Source organism: Streptomyces sp. NPDC040589 (assembly GCF_055594445.1).
Window position 1 is genome coordinate 83,628 of the sequence record NZ_JBVIWP010000016.1, and the last position, 15,571, is coordinate 99,198.

At 72.4% G+C, this 15,571-nt stretch carries 11 protein-coding genes; 4 read left to right on the forward strand and 7 right to left on the reverse strand.

All coding sequences use genetic code 11. From position 1 onward, the window contains the following. Positions 1 to 16 precede the first annotated feature (16 nt). Both ACZ58V_RS40250 and ACZ58V_RS40255 read left to right on the forward strand, forming a co-directional pair. Positions 17 to 1,003 (forward strand): DMT family transporter, encoded by a 987-nt coding sequence (locus ACZ58V_RS40250; protein ID WP_471296248.1) that lies wholly within the window; start codon positions 17 to 19, stop codon positions 1,001 to 1,003. A 58-nt stretch (positions 1,004 to 1,061) separates the two neighbouring features. Next, positions 1,062 to 3,323, forward strand: a complete 2,262-nt coding sequence (locus ACZ58V_RS40255) for an MMPL family transporter (protein WP_471296251.1) — start codon at positions 1,062 to 1,064, stop codon at positions 3,321 to 3,323. 10 nt (positions 3,324 to 3,333) lie between these two features. Here the strand turns inward: ACZ58V_RS40255 and ACZ58V_RS40260 are convergent, their stop codons facing one another. From ACZ58V_RS40260 to ACZ58V_RS40275, 4 genes are all read right to left on the reverse strand, one after another. After that, positions 3,334 to 4,101, reverse strand: a complete 768-nt coding sequence (locus tag ACZ58V_RS40260) for a sulfite exporter TauE/SafE family protein (RefSeq protein ID WP_471296253.1) — start codon at positions 4,099 to 4,101, stop codon at positions 3,334 to 3,336. 173 nt (positions 4,102 to 4,274) lie between these two features. Next, on the reverse strand, positions 4,275 to 6,275 hold the full coding sequence (locus ACZ58V_RS40265; RefSeq protein ID WP_471296255.1) for a DUF1996 domain-containing protein: 2,001 nt from the start codon (positions 6,273 to 6,275) through the stop codon (positions 4,275 to 4,277). A 243-nt stretch (positions 6,276 to 6,518) separates the two neighbouring features. Further along, a complete protein-coding gene (locus ACZ58V_RS40270) occupies positions 6,519 to 7,202 on the reverse strand; it encodes a lytic polysaccharide monooxygenase auxiliary activity family 9 protein (RefSeq protein ID WP_471296258.1) in 684 nt (227 codons plus the stop codon). Positions 7,203 to 7,381: 179 nt separating this feature from the next. Beyond that, positions 7,382 to 8,014 (reverse strand): GNAT family N-acetyltransferase, encoded by a 633-nt coding sequence (locus tag ACZ58V_RS40275; RefSeq protein WP_471296261.1) that lies wholly within the window; start codon positions 8,012 to 8,014, stop codon positions 7,382 to 7,384. Between the two features lie 473 nt (positions 8,015 to 8,487). Between ACZ58V_RS40275 and ACZ58V_RS40280 the strand changes: the two genes are divergently transcribed. Next, entirely contained in the window at positions 8,488 to 9,564 is a 1,077-nt protein-coding gene (locus tag ACZ58V_RS40280) for a YihY/virulence factor BrkB family protein (RefSeq protein WP_471296264.1), read from the forward strand. 5 nt (positions 9,565 to 9,569) lie between these two features. On the opposite strand, the gene ACZ58V_RS40285 is transcribed toward ACZ58V_RS40280, so the two are convergent. Beyond that, positions 9,570 to 10,022 carry a flavodoxin family protein gene (locus ACZ58V_RS40285; RefSeq protein WP_189729759.1) on the reverse strand — a complete coding sequence of 151 codons (453 nt, stop codon included), beginning with the start codon at positions 10,020 to 10,022 and terminating at the stop codon, positions 9,570 to 9,572. A gap of 95 nt (positions 10,023 to 10,117) precedes the next feature. Here ACZ58V_RS40285 and ACZ58V_RS40290 point away from each other — a divergent pair, with 95 nt between their 5' ends. Then, positions 10,118 to 10,567: an SRPBCC family protein gene (locus ACZ58V_RS40290; protein ID WP_468198125.1), complete on the forward strand. Its 450-nt coding sequence runs from the start codon at positions 10,118 to 10,120 to the stop codon at positions 10,565 to 10,567. A gap of 28 nt (positions 10,568 to 10,595) precedes the next feature. On the opposite strand, the gene ACZ58V_RS40295 is transcribed toward ACZ58V_RS40290, so the two are convergent. Continuing rightward, positions 10,596 to 14,933: an HAD-IC family P-type ATPase gene (locus tag ACZ58V_RS40295; protein WP_471296267.1), complete on the reverse strand. Its 4,338-nt coding sequence runs from the start codon at positions 14,931 to 14,933 to the stop codon at positions 10,596 to 10,598. 16 nt (positions 14,934 to 14,949) lie between these two features. Further along, positions 14,950 to 15,528, reverse strand: a complete 579-nt coding sequence (locus tag ACZ58V_RS40300) for a hypothetical protein (protein ID WP_468198129.1) — start codon at positions 15,526 to 15,528, stop codon at positions 14,950 to 14,952. Positions 15,529 to 15,571 lie beyond the last annotated feature (43 nt).

Sequence of the window (15,571 nt, forward strand, 5' to 3'; positions counted from 1 at the left end):
GCCTAGCGTCGCCGGTATGAACGTCACCACCACGCGGGGAACCTTGCTCGCCGCGTTCGCCTGTGTCCTCGTCGGAGCGTCCTTCACGGCCAACAGCGTCCTGGGCAAGTACCCGTATGCGGGCGGCCAGTTCCTGCGCTACGGGCTGGCCTGTCTGCTGCTCCTGCCCCTGGCCGGGAAGGGCTCGACCGCCCGGCTGAGGGCGCTGACGCCTCGTCAGTGGGTCCGTCTCATCCTGCTCGCCGCGGTCGGCATGGTCGGCTTCAACCTGGCCGTCATCGCCGCGGAGCGCACGGCGGAACCGGCGGTTCCAGGCGTGTTCGTGGGCTGTGCGCCGGTGGTCGTCGCCGTGCTCGTGCCCCTCCTGGACGGGCGCCGGCCCAGGCGGGCGGTTCTGTACGGGGCGTTGCTCGTGGCCGTCGGCGCCTGCGCCGTCCAGGGCTGGGGACGAACCGACGGCGCGGGGCTCGCCTTCTCCGTGTGCGCCCTGGCGGGGGAGGTCGGGTTCGCCGTGCTCGCCGTACCCGTACTGCGGCCGCTCGGGCCCCGGTTGCTGTCCGCCACGGTGTGCGCGGTCGCCGCGCTGGAGTCCGCGGCGGTCGGTGTGCTGGTCGACGGGGCCGGGTGGCTGCGGCGTCCGGACGGCGCCGAGACCGCCGCGCTGCTGTGGCAGGCGGTGGTGGTCACGGTGGTCGGATTCGTGTGCTGGTACATGGGAATGCAGCGGATCGGCGCGGAACGCGCCACCCTGTTCTCCGGCCTCATCCCGGTCGCGGCGGCCGGTACCGCGCCGCTGGTCGGCACGGGCTCGTACGGACTGGCGCAGGCGGCGGGCAGCGCGCTGGTCGGCCTCGGCGTCGCCCTGGGGTCCGGGGCGCTGGACCTGGCCTCGGCGCGCCGGCGCGTCGGGCGGCGAGCCCGCCGCGCCGCCCCGGCAGCCACCTTTCGGGGGAACGCCCGCCCGGAGTGGCAGGGCGCCCGCGCGCCGGAAATGCCGGAGTGATCCCCCGCGCATCTAATGGACGGCACCCAATGTCTCAGCCGACACAGGAGCCACGTAGATGCCGCACTCCCGCACCGGTGAAGGGGACAAGAAGGCCGCGCGTGCGGGTCTGCTGCGGCGCTTGGGCGAGTGGTGCGCACGCCACTTCGGGATCGTCATCGGGGCCTGGCTCGTGGCGCTGGTGGCCCTCCAGGTCGTCAACCATGTGTCCGGGGGCGAGTACTCCGACAACTTCTCCCTGCCCCAGGCGCAGGCCCAGAAGGGCCTGGACGTGCTGAAGGAGCACGATCCGCAGGCCGGTGGCTACAGCAGCCAGATCGTGCTGCACGACGACAGCCAGGAACTGACCGCGCTGAGCTCTCAGATGTCCACCACGGTCGCCGACCTGGAGAAGCTCCCGCACGTCCTGTCGGCCCAGAACCCGCTGTCCGCCCCGGGCTCGTCCTCCCAGCAGTCGCAGCCGAACGTCGGGCCGCTCTCGGACGACAAGAAGACGGCGTACATCACGGTCCGCTTCAATGTGCAGCCCTCGACCCTCGGTGCCGGCTACCTGAACGGCGTCGACTCCGCCGTACAGCCGCTGCGTTCGGCGGGAGCGGAGGTCGAGTACGGCGGGCCGCTGGGCGAACTCGCGAGGCCCCCCGCCGACGACCGGGTGAGCGAGCTGATCGGGTTCGGTGTCGCCGTCATCGTGCTGCTGGTCGGGTTCGGCAGCGTGATCGCAGCCGGCATCCCGCTGCTCACCGCGCTGATCAGCGTCGTCGGCGGTCTCGCCATCCTCGGGCTGCTGGCCGCCGCGTTCACCTTCGCGACGGTCTCACCGACCCTGGCCACCATGATCGGCCTCGGTGTCGGCATCGACTACGCCCTGTTCATGATCACCCGATACCGGCAGAACCTCATCGACGGCGCGGACCCGGTACAGGCCGCCGGGCAGGCCGCGAGCACCAGCGGCCACGCCGTCCTCGTCTCCGGCTGTACGGTGATCATCGCGCTGGCGGGCCTGTCCGCGTCCGGGGTCTCCTTCATCTCCCTGCTGGGTCTCGCCGCCGCCGTCACCGTCGTCTCGGCCGTCATCGGCGCGCTCACCCTGGTGCCGGCCCTGCTCGGCCTCATCGGCCGGCACATCGACCGCTACCACGTGCGCCGGCCCGTAGCCGAGACCGACGCCGAGGCGGGTGAGACGCCGCAGGGCACCTGGCACCGCTACGCCCAGCGGGTGGAGCGCAGGCCGCTGTGGTTCCTGTCGGGGGGTGTCGCCGTGATCGCGGTGCTCGCGATCCCGTTGTTCTCCATCCAGCTCGGCCACATCGGTGACGGCGCCGACCCGACCTCCTTCACCGACCGGCGGGCGTTCGACCTGATGACCGACGCGTTCGGGCCGGGGTCCAACGGTCCTCTCACCGTCGTCATCGACCAGACGAACGTACCGGACTCGCAGCGCGACGATCTGGCCTCGCGCGCCCAGACGACGCTCGACTCGGTCGAAGGAGCCGCCGCCGTCACCCCCCTGACCCCCACGCAGGACGGGGACGTCCTGGTCGGCACGGTCTACTCGACCAAGTCCCCGCAGAACGCCGCGACCACCGACCTGACCAACCGTCTCGTCGACGACACGCTGCCGGACGCCGTCCAGGGGACGGACGCCAAGGGGTACGTCACCGGCACGACGGCGACACAGGTCGACTTCCGTGACATCGTCGCCTCCCAGCTGCCCGTGATCATCGCCGTCGTGGTTGGCCTGGCGTTCCTCATCATCCTGGCCGTGTTCCGGGGGCTGCTCGTCGCCGTCAAGGCGGCCGTCCTGAACGTGCTGTCGATCGCCGCGTCGTACGGCGTGGTCGTCGCGGTGTTCCAGTGGGGCTGGGGCGGGCCCGCGCTCGGCGTGCACGGCAAGGTGCCCATCGAGAGCTATGTGCCGATGATGATGTTCGCCATCATCTTCGGCCTCAGCATGGACTACGAGATCTTCCTGCTGTCCCGCGTCCATGAGGCGTGGCGGCGCACCGGGGACGCCAAGGCGTCGGTGGCGCACGCCCTGGAGATCACGGCCCGGGTCATCACGAGTGCCGCGCTGATCATGGTGAGTGTGTTCGCGGCGTTCATCATCAGCGACAACATCGTGGTCAAGATGCTCGGACTGGGGCTGGCCGTCAGCGTGCTCATCGACGCCAGTGTGGTGCGCCTGCTGATGGTGCCGGCCGTGATGACGCTGCTCGGGCCGCACGCCTGGTGGACTCCGCGCTGGCTGGACCGGGTGATGCCCCACATCGACGCCGAGGGGGATCCGAAGGAGGCGGGCGCCCGTCCGGCGCCGTAGCGAACCGGCCTCAGTGGAACACCAGGTGCACGAGGGCGACGGTGCCGACCGACACGATCAGGGTCCGCAGGACGGCGGGGCTGAAGCGGCGGCCCGTCCTGGCTCCGACGAGGCCGCCCAGCGCGGACCCGGCGGCGATGAGGACGACGGCCGTCCAGTCGAACTCCGCGAAGAAGAGGAAGAGCACGGCGGCGACGGTGTTGACGACGGCCGCGAGCACGTTCTTCACGGCGTTGAGCCGCTGGAGCGTCTCGTCGAGCAGCATGCCCATCAGGGAGACGTAGATGATGCCCTGCGCTGCCGAGAAGTAGCCGCCGTAGACGCTGGCGAGCGTCAGCCCCGTGAACAGCAGCGGACCGCCGTCGGGACGGGGGGTGCCGCCGGTACGGCGACGGCGGTGGCGCACGCGCCTGGCGATGAGGGGCTGGCAGGCGACCAGGACGAGGGCGAGCCCCACCAGGGCCGGCACGATCCGCTCGAAGGCCGCGGAGGGCAGAGTCAGCAGCAGCACGGCGCCCACGAGGCCGCCCAGCACGGCACCGACGCCGAGCAGGAGGACGCGCCGTCCCTGGCCCCGGAGTTCCTCGCGATAGCCGAAGACCGCGCTGATCGAGCCGGGAACCAGACCGAGCCCGTTGGACACGGTCGCCGTGACCGGAGGCAGTCCGGTGGCGAGCAGCACCGGGAAGGTGATCAGGGTTCCCGAGCCGACGACGGCGTTGACGGCGCCGGCGCCCGTACCGGCCGCGAACACGGCCGCCATCTCCCAGGGCGTCATGCCGTGACTCCGCCGCCGGCACCGTGTCCGGCGTTCCAGGTGCTGTCCATGGGGTCACGCTAGAGGGTGCGCACTTCGGGGTTCGCCGAAGGGTGCCGGACTCCGGAGAACGGCGGCGGGATCCGAGGAAGGGTCCCACCGCCGTTCCCGGGGCACGTCAGGGCATTGTCGTGTCAGGTGCGCCTGGCGCGGCGGAGGACCACGAAGCCCGCGATGACGAGTACGGCACCTGCCGCGGCCGGCCAGAGCTGGGCGCCGGTCTCGGCCAGGTTGCCGCTGCCGACCGCCTGGGGCTCGGTCCGGGGCGGAGTCGCCGGGGTGGCGGCGGCGCTGGTCGCCGTGCCGACGGCCTGGGACTGGCCGAGGCCGTCCTCCGAGTCCTCACCAGAGTCGTCCTTCGAGCCGCCCTGTTCACCGGACTTCGCCGAGGGCGTCGCGTACACCTCGGCTTCGTCGGCGGGCGCGTCGCTCGGCTCCGGTTCGGGGGCCGGCTTGTCCGCCGCCGGCGGCTTGGAAGCCTCGCCCTTTCCGTCATTGCCCGTGTTGCCGGGCTTGCCGCCCGCGTTGCCGTCCTTCGGGGCGTCCGGGGTGCGGGTGGGCTGCTCCTGCGGAGCCTCGGGGGTCTTCGTCGGCTCCGCACTCTGCTCCTCGCCCGCCCCGGGCTCCTGACTCGGCTCCTCGCCCGGCTTCTCGCCCGGCTCGGCATCCGCTCCGGCTCCGCACTTCCGGCCGTCGTTGATGCAGTCGACCATCTCCCCCATCAGGTCCTCGTCGAAGACGTTGATGAAGTCACCGTGGTCCGTGACCGGCTTGTGCAGCTGCTCGGGGAAGGAGTCCACCGCGAACAGCGGTGTCGTACGGCCGCCGTCCTTCAGGCTCGGCGCGTCGACGTCGTAGACGATGCGCTGGACCAGCTGCGGAATCGGCCGGAAACCGGACGGGCACGCGCCGGAGGCGTCGGCGAACGCCACATGGGTGCGGTGGTTGGCGCTGTCGATGTTGCGGCCGTCCCAGCAGCTCTGGAACTTGAAGGAGCGCACGACGTCGCTGCCCTTCGGGCACAGCGGGTACTTGTCCTTCAGCTGCCGGTCCTCGAAGCCGGTGCAGCTCCAGGAGGCGTTGGCGTTGGCCGTGCCGTTGACGAACGACTTGGCGTCGCCGGTGATGATGCGCAGCAGCCGCGGCATGGCCGTGACCTTGTCGCGCGGGTTCCCCACGAAGTCGAGCGTGACCTGCTTCGGCGTGACGATCGCGCCGGCGTTGCCCTCGATGCCGCCGCCGGGCGAGTCGGCGTCCTGCTCCTGGGTGCCGTTCTGCACGCGCAGGACGGGCCAGTAGTAGGAGGACTTGTCGCCCTGGTCGTCGCAGCTGGTCTCGGCGTTCGCGAGGTCCTGGTCGCTGGCGAAGGCGTTGTTGGCCTGGTTGCCGACATAGTCGTGGAAGTGGTGGGCGCCGTTGGTGACGCCCGGGGCGGCGATGATGTTGTCGGAGTTGAACAGGCCGTTCTCGTTCACGCCGCAGCTGGTGGCGAAGGTGCCGCGGGAGGCGTTGCCCTTCTGGCGGGGGCTGTTCACGTTGGGCTGGACGCCGGTGATGTCCGCGAAGTCGGCGGCGACCGGTCCGTTGCCCGCCTGTCCGCCGTTGTTGCCCTGGCCCTGCCCCTGGCCGTTCCCCTGCTCCTGGCCGCCCTGGCCCTGCTCCTGGCCGGGCTGCTCCGCGCCGCCGCCGTCCTGGCCCTCGCCCTGCTCGGGAGCCTGGTTGCCGGAGTCCCGGACGGTACAGGCCGCGAGGGCGTCGAGTCCCTCGGGGCGGTCGCCCACCCGGTCGATGGCGATGGCGATGCGCTCGAGGGTCGCGCCCCGCTTCTCCTTCAGCGGGTTCATGATCGCGTTGTCGGCGAAGCCGGAATCCTGCTGTATCTGTTGTGCCGATGCGCTCAGCCGCTGGTAGGCCTTGGCGATCTGCTCGTCCAGAAGGGCGAGTTCCTTGTCGACCTCCGCCCTCGCCTGCTCGGGGACCGAGGTCAGCCGGCTGCCCACGTCTGGGCAGTCGATCGTGGAGCCCGCGGTCCGCACCCCCGTACCGGACCGCGTCTGGGCGGGCTCACCGCCCGAACCGCCGTCCGTGGCCGAGGCGTAGACGTTCGCCGCCATCAGGCCGCCTCCGCCCAGCATCAGCGCGACTGCGGCGAAGGTCGCGCGCCGTGGGCCTGTAGGGCGTCTTCGCGTATTGCGTGCCAAGGGTGCTCTCCTGCGCTTGAGGCGTGCCGGGCATGAAAATCCCCTCGCCCCATACGTGCGGGAGCACCGGAGCGTTCAGCCACCCCGGAAATTCTTCGAGAACTCTCAGAAAGCATGCACAGCCGTACCCCGCCGGACTTGTCCCCTCCGGCGGGGTACGGCAGACGAAGCGGCAGGTCAGCGGAAGTTCACGTCGCTGCACAGGAAGTAGGTCTGGTCCATGTGCGACGCCTGCCAGATCGTATAGACGACGTGGCGGCCGCTCAGCCCCGAAGTGCTCACGGGGATCTCGTAGTTCTGGCTGGGCGCGTACTTGCCGGTGCGGGTGACGAGGCGGAGGTCGTTCCAGGTCAGCGGCTGGGTGGCGGGATTGAAGCCCTGCCGCGTGACGTACACCAGGAAGTAGTCGGCGCCGTGGCTGGCCTGGTCGTACAGCTTCACGGTGAAGTTGTTGCCGATGTCCGTCGTCTTCCAGGCGCCCACCGTGTCGAGGGAGTTGTACCGGCCGCCCTCGGTCCGGCCGCCGCTGCACAGCTGACCGTTGGGCACCACGGCCTGGAAGTTGCCGCCGGAGCCGTTGCGGTACAGGCCGTTCCAGTTCCACATGGCGTTCGCGTCGCTCCGCCACGCCTGCCAGCACATGGGGTCCTGCTGGGCCATGGCGGGGTTGAGGTGGTCGTTCCCCCAGCGCAGCCAGCAGCCGTAGTTGCGGGATGCAGGGTCGACGACCGAGCCGTGGGCGACGGCGGTGCCGCTCCATGGGATCAGGCTGAGCAGCGCGGCCACCAGCACGCTCAGGGCGAGTGTCAGACGGGTCCTGACCGGTCGGGACTCTTTACGAGCATGACCATGACAATCCATGATCTCCTCTTTCGGATGTGGGGGTTGCGGTGCTTGCGGTGTGCCTTGCGTGGGGAGTGCGGGGATGCGTGGGAGCGCTCCCGCACTGTCCACGCTGCGCCCGATGGCACGGGTCGGCAACGCACGATTGCGCCACTTCCGTTTCTCCTGGCGCGATCGCGGCGTTCGACAGGCGGCTGTCAGAGCCGGTCGAGTTCCTTCGTGGTGCGACCGAGGTAGGTGGCCGAGCCGGGCTCCGGAACGTCGATCTCGCGGAACCCCAGGCGGTCGTAGAAGGCTCTGGCCCCGGTGTTGGCGGTCGCCATGGCCAGGTGGACGGCCGGGACTCCCCTGCCCTGGAGGGCCCCGAGGAGCGTCCGCATCAGACGGCGTCCGTGGCCCCGGCCCTGCCAGTCGGGCAGCAGGTCGATGTGCAGATGCGCGGGATACGCGGCCAGTTCGGGCCTCACCATCCGTTCCGGGTGGTGCAGCAGGTGGGCCATGGCCTCGTCCGGAGTGTGCGGCGGCTCGGGCGGTTCCGGGTAGCGGCCGGCGACCAGGGGCAGCCACGTGGCGCGGAACTCCGCGGCGAACCGCGGGGTGTCAGCGGCGCCGAGGATGTAGCCGACCGCCCGCCCCTGGCCGTCGTCCAGCACGAAGGCCAGTTCCGGCTCCAGACGGACGTAGGGAGCCGCGAAGGTCACCGGGAAGATGCCCGGGTCCGCGTAGTGGGGGCGGCTGTCCTGGCCGGCGTGCGCGGTGCGGATACAGATGTCGTCGAGGGCCGAACGGTCCTCGGGGCGGTACGGGCGGATGGCGGGGGACGTGGTCATGGAGGCATCGTGCACGCCGTGGGAGCGCTCCCTCAACCCGCTGTGACGAGGTGGTGCGGGTGCCGGACTGAAGCTGTACCTGCCGCGGGAGGAGACCGAGGATCCGACGCGCCGGCCCGACCGTCCTGGTTCAGTCGCGCCCCGAAGCGGCTCGCCGCGTCCCTCGCGGCGGCGGAGGCGGCGGCCGACGCCCCGGGCGGGACCTGCCCGTCGGCATCGCCCGGCCCGCGGCGCAGGCCCTGGTCGGCGCCGGCGTGACGACGCTGGAGCAGGTGGCGCCCCGCACTCCCGGGCGGAACTGCCGGCGCTGCGCGGGGGCGGGCCCAAGGCCGTGCGGGTGCTGTCGGAGGCGCTGGAGCAGCGGGGGCTCGCCCTGCGGGGTTGATGTTCCGGCCCTGGGCGGGTGACGCCGACCTGCCGGGCGCGGCTGACCGGGTCCGCTTAGGGGCCCGGACCTGGGTTACCCGGCTCGCATGGTGAAGCTGCATATTCCAGGACGAAAAGAACATCACGAGAGCGAGGCTCCGCCTTCGGAGCCGTCGGAGAGCCCTCGGCCGGCGCCCGGGACGGCCGGTCCGGGACCCGAAGTGGAACGCGCGGCGCCGGACACGCCGAGTGAACTGCCCCGGACGTCGTGGGGTGCGGTGCTGAAGGGGAGCCTGCGGGAGTTCAAGAAGGACGAGCTGACCGACCGGGCCGCGGCGCTGACGTACTACACGGTGCTGTCGATCTTCCCGGCGCTGCTGGTGCTGGTGTCGCTGCTGGGCATCACCGGCAAATCGACCACGGACAAGGTCCTCGAGAACATCCAGCAGTTCGCTCCCGGCGCGGCGCGGGACATCATCACCCGGGCCGTCGAGCAGTTGCAGGGCAACGCCGGCATCGGCTCGCTGATGGCCATCGTCGGTCTTGTCCTGGCGGTGTGGTCGGCCTCCGGCTACGTGGCGGCGTTCATCCGCTCCGCCAACGCCGTCTACGACATGCCCGAGGGGCGGCCGGTGTGGAAGGTGCTGCCGGTGCGGGTGGGTGTGACGGTGGTGCTGATGGTGCTGGCCACGATCAGCGCGCTGATCGTGGTCTTCACGGGCGGGCTGGCCCGTCAGGCCGGGACCACTCTGGGTATCGGCGACACCGCGCTGACGGTGTGGTCGTTCGCGAAGTGGCCCGTTCTGGTCGTGCTGGTCACGATCATGATCGCGATTCTGTACTGGGCGACCCCGAACGCCAAGGTGAAGGGCTTCCGCTGGATCACGCCGGGCAGTGTGCTGGCCCTGCTGATCTGGCTGGTCGCGTCGGCGGGCTTCGCCGTCTACGTGGCCAACTTCGCCTCGTACAACAAGACCTACGGCACGATGGCCGGTGTCATCGTCTTCCTGGTGTGGCTGTGGATCACCAACCTGGCGATCCTGCTGGGCCTGGAGTTCGACGCGGAGACGGTACGGCAGCGGGCCGTCGCCGGGGGGCATCCGCCCGAGGCCGAGCCGTACACCCAGCCGCGCGACACCCGGGCGTGGGACGAGGAGGACCGGCGCCGGGTGGAAGAGACCTGACGGGTTCAGCCCATGAGTCCCGCGGCGACCGTCGCGCCCAGTTCCCAGCAACGCTCGACGTCGCCCTTGTCCGGCTCTCCGGTCACGGTCACGGCCTCGGCGGTGCGGCGCCAGCCGAGGCCCGTCGTGATCGACTCGATGCCCCGCACCGCTCCGGTCACGTCGTTCCCGCCGTGCACGTAATAGCCGAAGGGCCGGCCGCGCGTGGCGTCCAGGCACGGGTAGTAGACCTGGTCGAAGAAGTGCTTGAGGGCGCCGGACATGTAGCCGAGGTTCGCTGGGGTACCGAGGAGGTAGCCATCGGCCGCGAGGACGTCGGAGGCGGTGGCGGACAGCGCGGGCAGGCGCACGACCGTGACGTTCTCGATCTCGGGGTCGGTCGCCCCGGAGACGACGGCTTCGAACATCGCCTGGCAGTTGGGCGAGGGCGTGTGATGGACGATCAGCAAGGTGGCCACGGCATCCGACCTTACAAGTCGTGAAGAGCATGAGTGGCCGGCGCGAGATCCGGTACCCGTCCGTCGCTCTCCGTACGAGAAAGGGAGGTACCGCCTTGTCACAGGTAGAGGAATCCATCGAGGTCCGCGTCCCGGTGCACACGGCCTACAACCAGTGGACCCAGTTCGAGGACTTTCCCCGGTTCATGGACGGCGTGGAGCGCATCGAGCAGCGCACCGATACGCTGACGCACTGGGTGACGAAGGTCGGCGGCCAGGAGCGGGAGTTCGACGCGGAGATCACCGAGCAGGTTCCGGACGAGCGTGTCGCCTGGACGACGGTGGGCGGCGAGGCCAGGCAGGCCGGTGTGGTCACCTTCCACCGCATCCAGGACGACACGACCAAGGTCATGCTGCAGTTGGAGTTCGACCCCGTGGGGCTGACCGAGGCCGTGGGCGACAAGCTCGGGTTCGTCAAGCGGCAGGTCTCGGGCGACCTGCGGCGGTTCAAGCAGTTCATGGAGACCCGTGGGTCGGAGACGGGCGCTTGGCGCGGCGCGGTCTGAGCCGCCAGCTGCCGTGCGGGGCCGCCCGTTACGCCACCACCGGCCGGGCGATCCCGCTCTGCAGCAGCTCCCGGGCCTGCTGGGTCAGGTCGCCCAGGCGCAGGGCGAGGCGTGTCACGGCCTCGTAGAGCAGGTGGACGGCCCGGAGGTGTTCCAGTCGCGGAGCCAGGGCCGAGAGGGCGATGGCCAGGGCCACGCCCGCCCAGGCCACCGGGCCGAGCGGGGTGCAGCCGAAGAAGTGGCTGACGCCAGGGGTCTGGACGAGGGCTGCGAGTACGGCGGCCGAGCCGAGGGCCGTCACCCACACCAGCGGGCTGCGGCGGCGGCCGGAGAGGGTCTGCACGAGCTGGGCGCCGACCACGCCGCACAGGGCCATGGTGGTGGACCGGCGTTCGGTGCCCGGGGTGAGGCGGCCGATGAGGTAGGCCGTGACCGCGCCGAGGCAGGTGGTGATGCCCCGGCGCCGGATGGAGCGCAGCAGCGGGGCGCCGAGGACGTTGAGGCCCATCGGGCCGGTCGCGGCGTGCTCCGCCGTCGAGGGGTCGTCGCTCGGCGTGACCGCCACCGCCATGGCCGGGAACATGTCGGTGAGCAGGTTGACCAGCAGCAGCTGACGTGTCGACAGGGGTGAGGCGCCGGCCAGCAGGGTGCCGAGGACGCTGAAGCCGACCTCGCCGGCGTTGCCGCCGATGAGGATGCTCACCGCGTCGGCGACGCTGCGCCACAGGGCACGGCCCTCGGCGACCGCGTCGACGAGGACGGACAGGTCGCCGGTGGTGAGCACGAGGTCGGCGGCGTTGCGGGCGGCCGCGGAGCCGCGGGACTCGACGCCGACCCCGACGTCGGCGGCGCGGATCGCGGCGGCGTCGTTGGCACCGTCGCCGGCCATCGCCACGACCCGTCCGGCCTGTTGCAGGGCCTCGACGACGTGCAGCTTCTGCTCGGGTGCGACCCGGGCGATGACGCCCGCGCCGCGCAGGACCCGGACTCGTTCGCGGCGTTCCATGGCGACGAGTTCGTCGCCGGTCACCGCCTCGGTCTCCTCCGGCCAGCCCAGTTGCAGGGCGATGGCGCGGGCGGTCTCGGGGTGGTCGCCGGTGAGCATGACGGGCAGGATGCCGGAGCGGCGGAGTTCCGCGAGCAGGGCCTGCGAGGTGTCGCGCGGGACGTCGGCGAGGGCGACGAAGCCGCTGAACTCCAGGTCCGCGAGCGGCGCGTCGAGTTCGGCGTCGGCGTCGTCGGCCCGGCAGGGGCGCCGTGCGACGGCGAGGACGCGCAGCCCCTTTCCCGCCAGCTCGTGGGCGGTGTCGGTCGCGTGGCCGGGGAGGTCCCGGCAGGCGGGCAGGATCGTCTCCGGGGCGCCCTTGACGACGAGGAGTTCACCGAAGTCCGGGTCGCCGTCGCGGCCGACCGCCGCGGCGTAGCCCCGCCGCGTCTCGAAGGGCAGCTCGCCGGTCGGGGCCCAGCCCTCGTCGGGCGGGGCGACGTCGAGGACGGCCTCGTCGGTGGCGTGCGCGACACGGCGGCCCTGTCCCGTCTCCTCCTGCGGGCACGCTCGTGCGGCCAGGCGCAGGACCGGCAGGGCCTGTTCGGTGCCGGTCTCGAGGACGGTGCCGTCGGCGGTGGCGACGCGGACCAGGCGCAGTCTGTTCTCGGTGAGGGTGCCGGTCTTGTCGAAGCAGACGGTGTCGACCCGCCCGAGCGCCTCCAGGGTGCGCGGGGTGCGGACCAGGACGCCGCGCCGGGACAGCCGGCGGGCGGCCGCCATCTGCGCGACCGTGGCGACGAGCGGGAGTCCTTCCGGCACGGCGGCGACGGCGACCGCGACACCGCCGCTGACGGCGCGTCGGACGGGGCTGCCGCGCAGCAGGGACAGTCCGGTCACGGCGGCGCCGCCCGTGAAGGTCACCGGCAGTGCCTTGCGGGTCAGCTCCTGCAGCCGGGCCTGGACCCCGGCGGGTGGCGGGGTGCGGGCGGCGAGGGTGACGGCGCGGCCCGCCTCGGTCTGCTCGCCGGTGTCCACGACGAGCGCGGTGGCGCGTCCGGCCACGACGGTCGTGCCCTCGAACACCATGCAGGCGCGCTGGGCCACCGGCAGTCCGGGCGTGGCGTCGACGGCCTTGGACAGGGGCAGGGACTCGCCGGTGAGTGCCGACTCGTCGACCTCGAGACCCTCGACCTCCAGCAGCCGCGCGTCGGCGGGTACGACGTCGCCGGCGCCGAGGCTGATCTCGTCGCCGGGCCGCAGCCGGGCGGCGTCGACGGTGACGGTGCGCCGGTGGCTGTCCTGCTTGCGGGCCTTGGGCTGCTGCCGGGCGGCCAGCCGGGCCAGTGCCTGTTCGGCGCGCAGTCGCTGGAGTCCGCCCGTCACGGCGTTGAGGTCCATGGCGCCCACGACGAGCATGGCGTCGACGAGGGAGCCGAGCAGCGCGGAGGCCACGGCGCCCGTGGCCAGGACGGGGGTGAGCGGATCGTCGAGTTCGCGGCGTACGGCACCGGCCGCCTGCCAGGTCCAGCGGGCGGGCGTCACGGCCGGGTGGCGGATCAGGCGACCGGCCTGCTGTCTCGAGCGGTCGGCGAGCAGGGCGAGTCCGCGGGGCTCTCCGTCGCGCCCGGCGCGTCCCAGCCGGTCGCGGACCTCGTGGGGTTCCAGGGCGTGCCAGGGGATGTGCAGTCGTGGCGGGGGCGGGGTGGCCCTGGCCACCTGGGCGGCGGCGAGCCAGCCGGTGAGCAGGGCGCCCGCGGCGGCGATGTTGACGGGGGCGTGCCGGGTGAGGGGCCACATTCCGAGCCGGCCCAGGCGCTGCCCGCCGCGGGCGACCAGGAGCCCCGACAGGGCGGCGCCCGCGCGGGCCAGTGTCTGCGACCGGCGTCCCACGCGCCGGGCCGCGGGGATCGCCGTCAGCAGCCGCCAGACGTCGGCGAGGCCGCCGGGGGCCAGCGCGTCGACGCCCCAGGAGACGGCGGCCCGCCCGTCGATGAGGGCGATGGCCACGTCTCCGGCGGTCAGCCCGGCCGCGACCTGGCCGTCGCCGGACTCGTTCAGGCGGGCGACGGTCACGACCACGTGCCCGTCGTCCTGAAGGGCCCGCACGACGTCTCCGAACGGCTTGGCGCTCGGGGCGACCTCGTCGGCGAGCCGGATGATGTCCTTCAGGTCGGAGCCGCCCGCGATCACGACGTGGAGTCCTGCCCTGCGGGCGGCGTCGAGGACGGCCTCGGCGAAGGGGTGGACCGGGTCGTCGGGCAGCCCGTCGGAGTCGTCTTCGGTGTCATCCCGCCGGCTGCGCAGGGCGTCGGCGTGCAGGACGAGGGCGTCGGCGATCTCCAGCTGCCGCAGGCGCTCCCCGTTGCGCAGGAGGATCCCGGCGTGGGCGAGGAACGTTCCGAGGGTCGCGCCGAAGGCGGCCGGTCCGTACCGGGCCGCCTTCGGGGATCCCGCCAGGACCGCTTCGGCCGCGTCGCTCGCCCTGTGCGTGACGAGGAGGGTGGCGGCGGCGCCGGCGACGCTGCCGGTGCTGGCGTGGGAGGCGTACTCCGCGGCGGGCGTCACCTTGAGCGGCGGCCGGGTGTCCGACGGACAGGACAGGCTGGTGCGCCGTTCGTGGACGATGTCGTCGTGCAGCGCCTCGAAGGCCGCGGCCCTGGCCACGGCCTCGGTCAGCTGGGTGCCGCGCAGAGCGCCGTCGAGCACGAGCGCCAGCGGGGTCTGGCCGGCGCTGTGTGCGGCGGCGTTGGCGGCGGCCAGGACGAGTTCCATGCCGGAGGTGCCGAACCGCTCCCGGAGCAGGGCCCTGAAGCGGGGGTTCTCGCGCAGCAGGGTGACGGCCGCGGTGATGATGCGGGAGGTGGGCGGCAGGCGCAGGGACCGGCCCGCGAAGGCGCCGGCCGCGCCGGCGGCGTCCAGCAGGATCGCCGCCGCGGTGACGCGCACCTCGGTGGGGTCGCCGGGGTGGCTGGTGTCCCGGGCGTTCGGGTCGGCGCCCTCGTCCAGGCCGAAGCGGGCGGCGAGTGCGGTGGCACGCTCGGTGACTCGGTCGGTGGCGGCGTCCTCGGCCACGGTGATCACCAGGCGGGACAGTCCCTCGTCCCAGTACGCCATGAGCACGTCCGGGTGGTCGAGCAGTTCCTCCGCCATCGTGCGGGCGAGCGCGCCGGCCTCGCCGTCGGCGCGCCGCAGGGCGAGGTGGACGCGCTGCCCGGCCTTCCAGTGCTGTCCGCCGGTCAGGGCGTTGCGCGCGACGTTGCGCACGCGCCGCGTGGTGTCGTAGACGGACGTCACGCCCTGGGCGGTGCCGCGGACGGCCCCTGCGGCCGCCCCGGCCACGGCCCCGACGAGCGGGGCGATGTCGAAGCGTGTGAGCATCTCCTGCTGTCCCGACTCAGCCGGTGGGCCGGCTGTCGTGTCCGTGCGGGTGGGCGTGTTCCCGGTCCGGCTCCTCGCCGTGCGCCTCGTGGTGCGCGGTGGCCTCGGCGACCTTCTTCAGCGCGGAGGCGGTGGCGGTGTCACCCACCTTGGCGGGCTGTTCGTGGACGGGCTGTTCCGGCTGGTCGTGCCGGTAGTGGGACGCGGCGAGTCTGCCGCCGGGGCCGTACTCGGAGGTGTCCTGATCGCCCGGTGTGTCGTGGGCGCCCTTGCGGCGTTCACCGGTCCGGGCGGTACGCGTGCCGCCGTTCGGTGACGCGCCGTCGGGCTCCTGTCCGGGCCGGGGCCGCGTCAGCCAGGCGACGGCGGCGCCGGTCAGCGCCACCGGCCACTCCACCACTCCGGCCACACCGAGCACACCGGCACCGGCGTAGACAGCCATCCGGCGGCCGCGCGGCGACACCGCGCCGACCTTGTCCAGGGCTCCTCCGGCCACCTTGCCCACCTGCTCCGCACCCGGCAGATGCCTGAGGCCCGAGGCGACGGCCCGCAACGGCTGCGGAAGATCAGACGAACGTGATGTCTCCTGGTTCATGTCGACCTCCACAGGCGCGTTGTTCAGCGACTTCAACCGGCTT

Bases quoted from the DNA above. Each gene is read 5' to 3' on its own strand.
- ACZ58V_RS40275 (WP_471296261.1), bottom strand. From the start codon at position 8,014: ATGACCACGTCCCCCGCCATCCGCCCGTACCGCCCCGAGGACCGTTCG.
- ACZ58V_RS40270 (WP_471296258.1), bottom strand. From the start codon at position 7,202: ATGGATTGTCATGGTCATGCTCGTAAAGAGTCCCGACCGGTCAGGACC.
- ACZ58V_RS40265 (WP_471296255.1), bottom strand. From the start codon at position 6,275: ATGCTGGGCGGAGGCGGCCTGATGGCGGCGAACGTCTACGCCTCGGCC.
- ACZ58V_RS40300 (WP_468198129.1), bottom strand. From the start codon at position 15,528: ATGAACCAGGAGACATCACGTTCGTCTGATCTTCCGCAGCCGTTGCGG.
- ACZ58V_RS40255 (WP_471296251.1), top strand. From the start codon at position 1,062: ATGCCGCACTCCCGCACCGGTGAAGGGGACAAGAAGGCCGCGCGTGCG.
- ACZ58V_RS40280 (WP_471296264.1), top strand. From the start codon at position 8,488: ATGGTGAAGCTGCATATTCCAGGACGAAAAGAACATCACGAGAGCGAG.
- ACZ58V_RS40250 (WP_471296248.1), top strand. From the start codon at position 17: ATGAACGTCACCACCACGCGGGGAACCTTGCTCGCCGCGTTCGCCTGT.
- ACZ58V_RS40260 (WP_471296253.1), bottom strand. From the start codon at position 4,101: ATGACGCCCTGGGAGATGGCGGCCGTGTTCGCGGCCGGTACGGGCGCC.
- ACZ58V_RS40295 (WP_471296267.1), bottom strand. From the start codon at position 14,933: ATGCTCACACGCTTCGACATCGCCCCGCTCGTCGGGGCCGTGGCCGGG.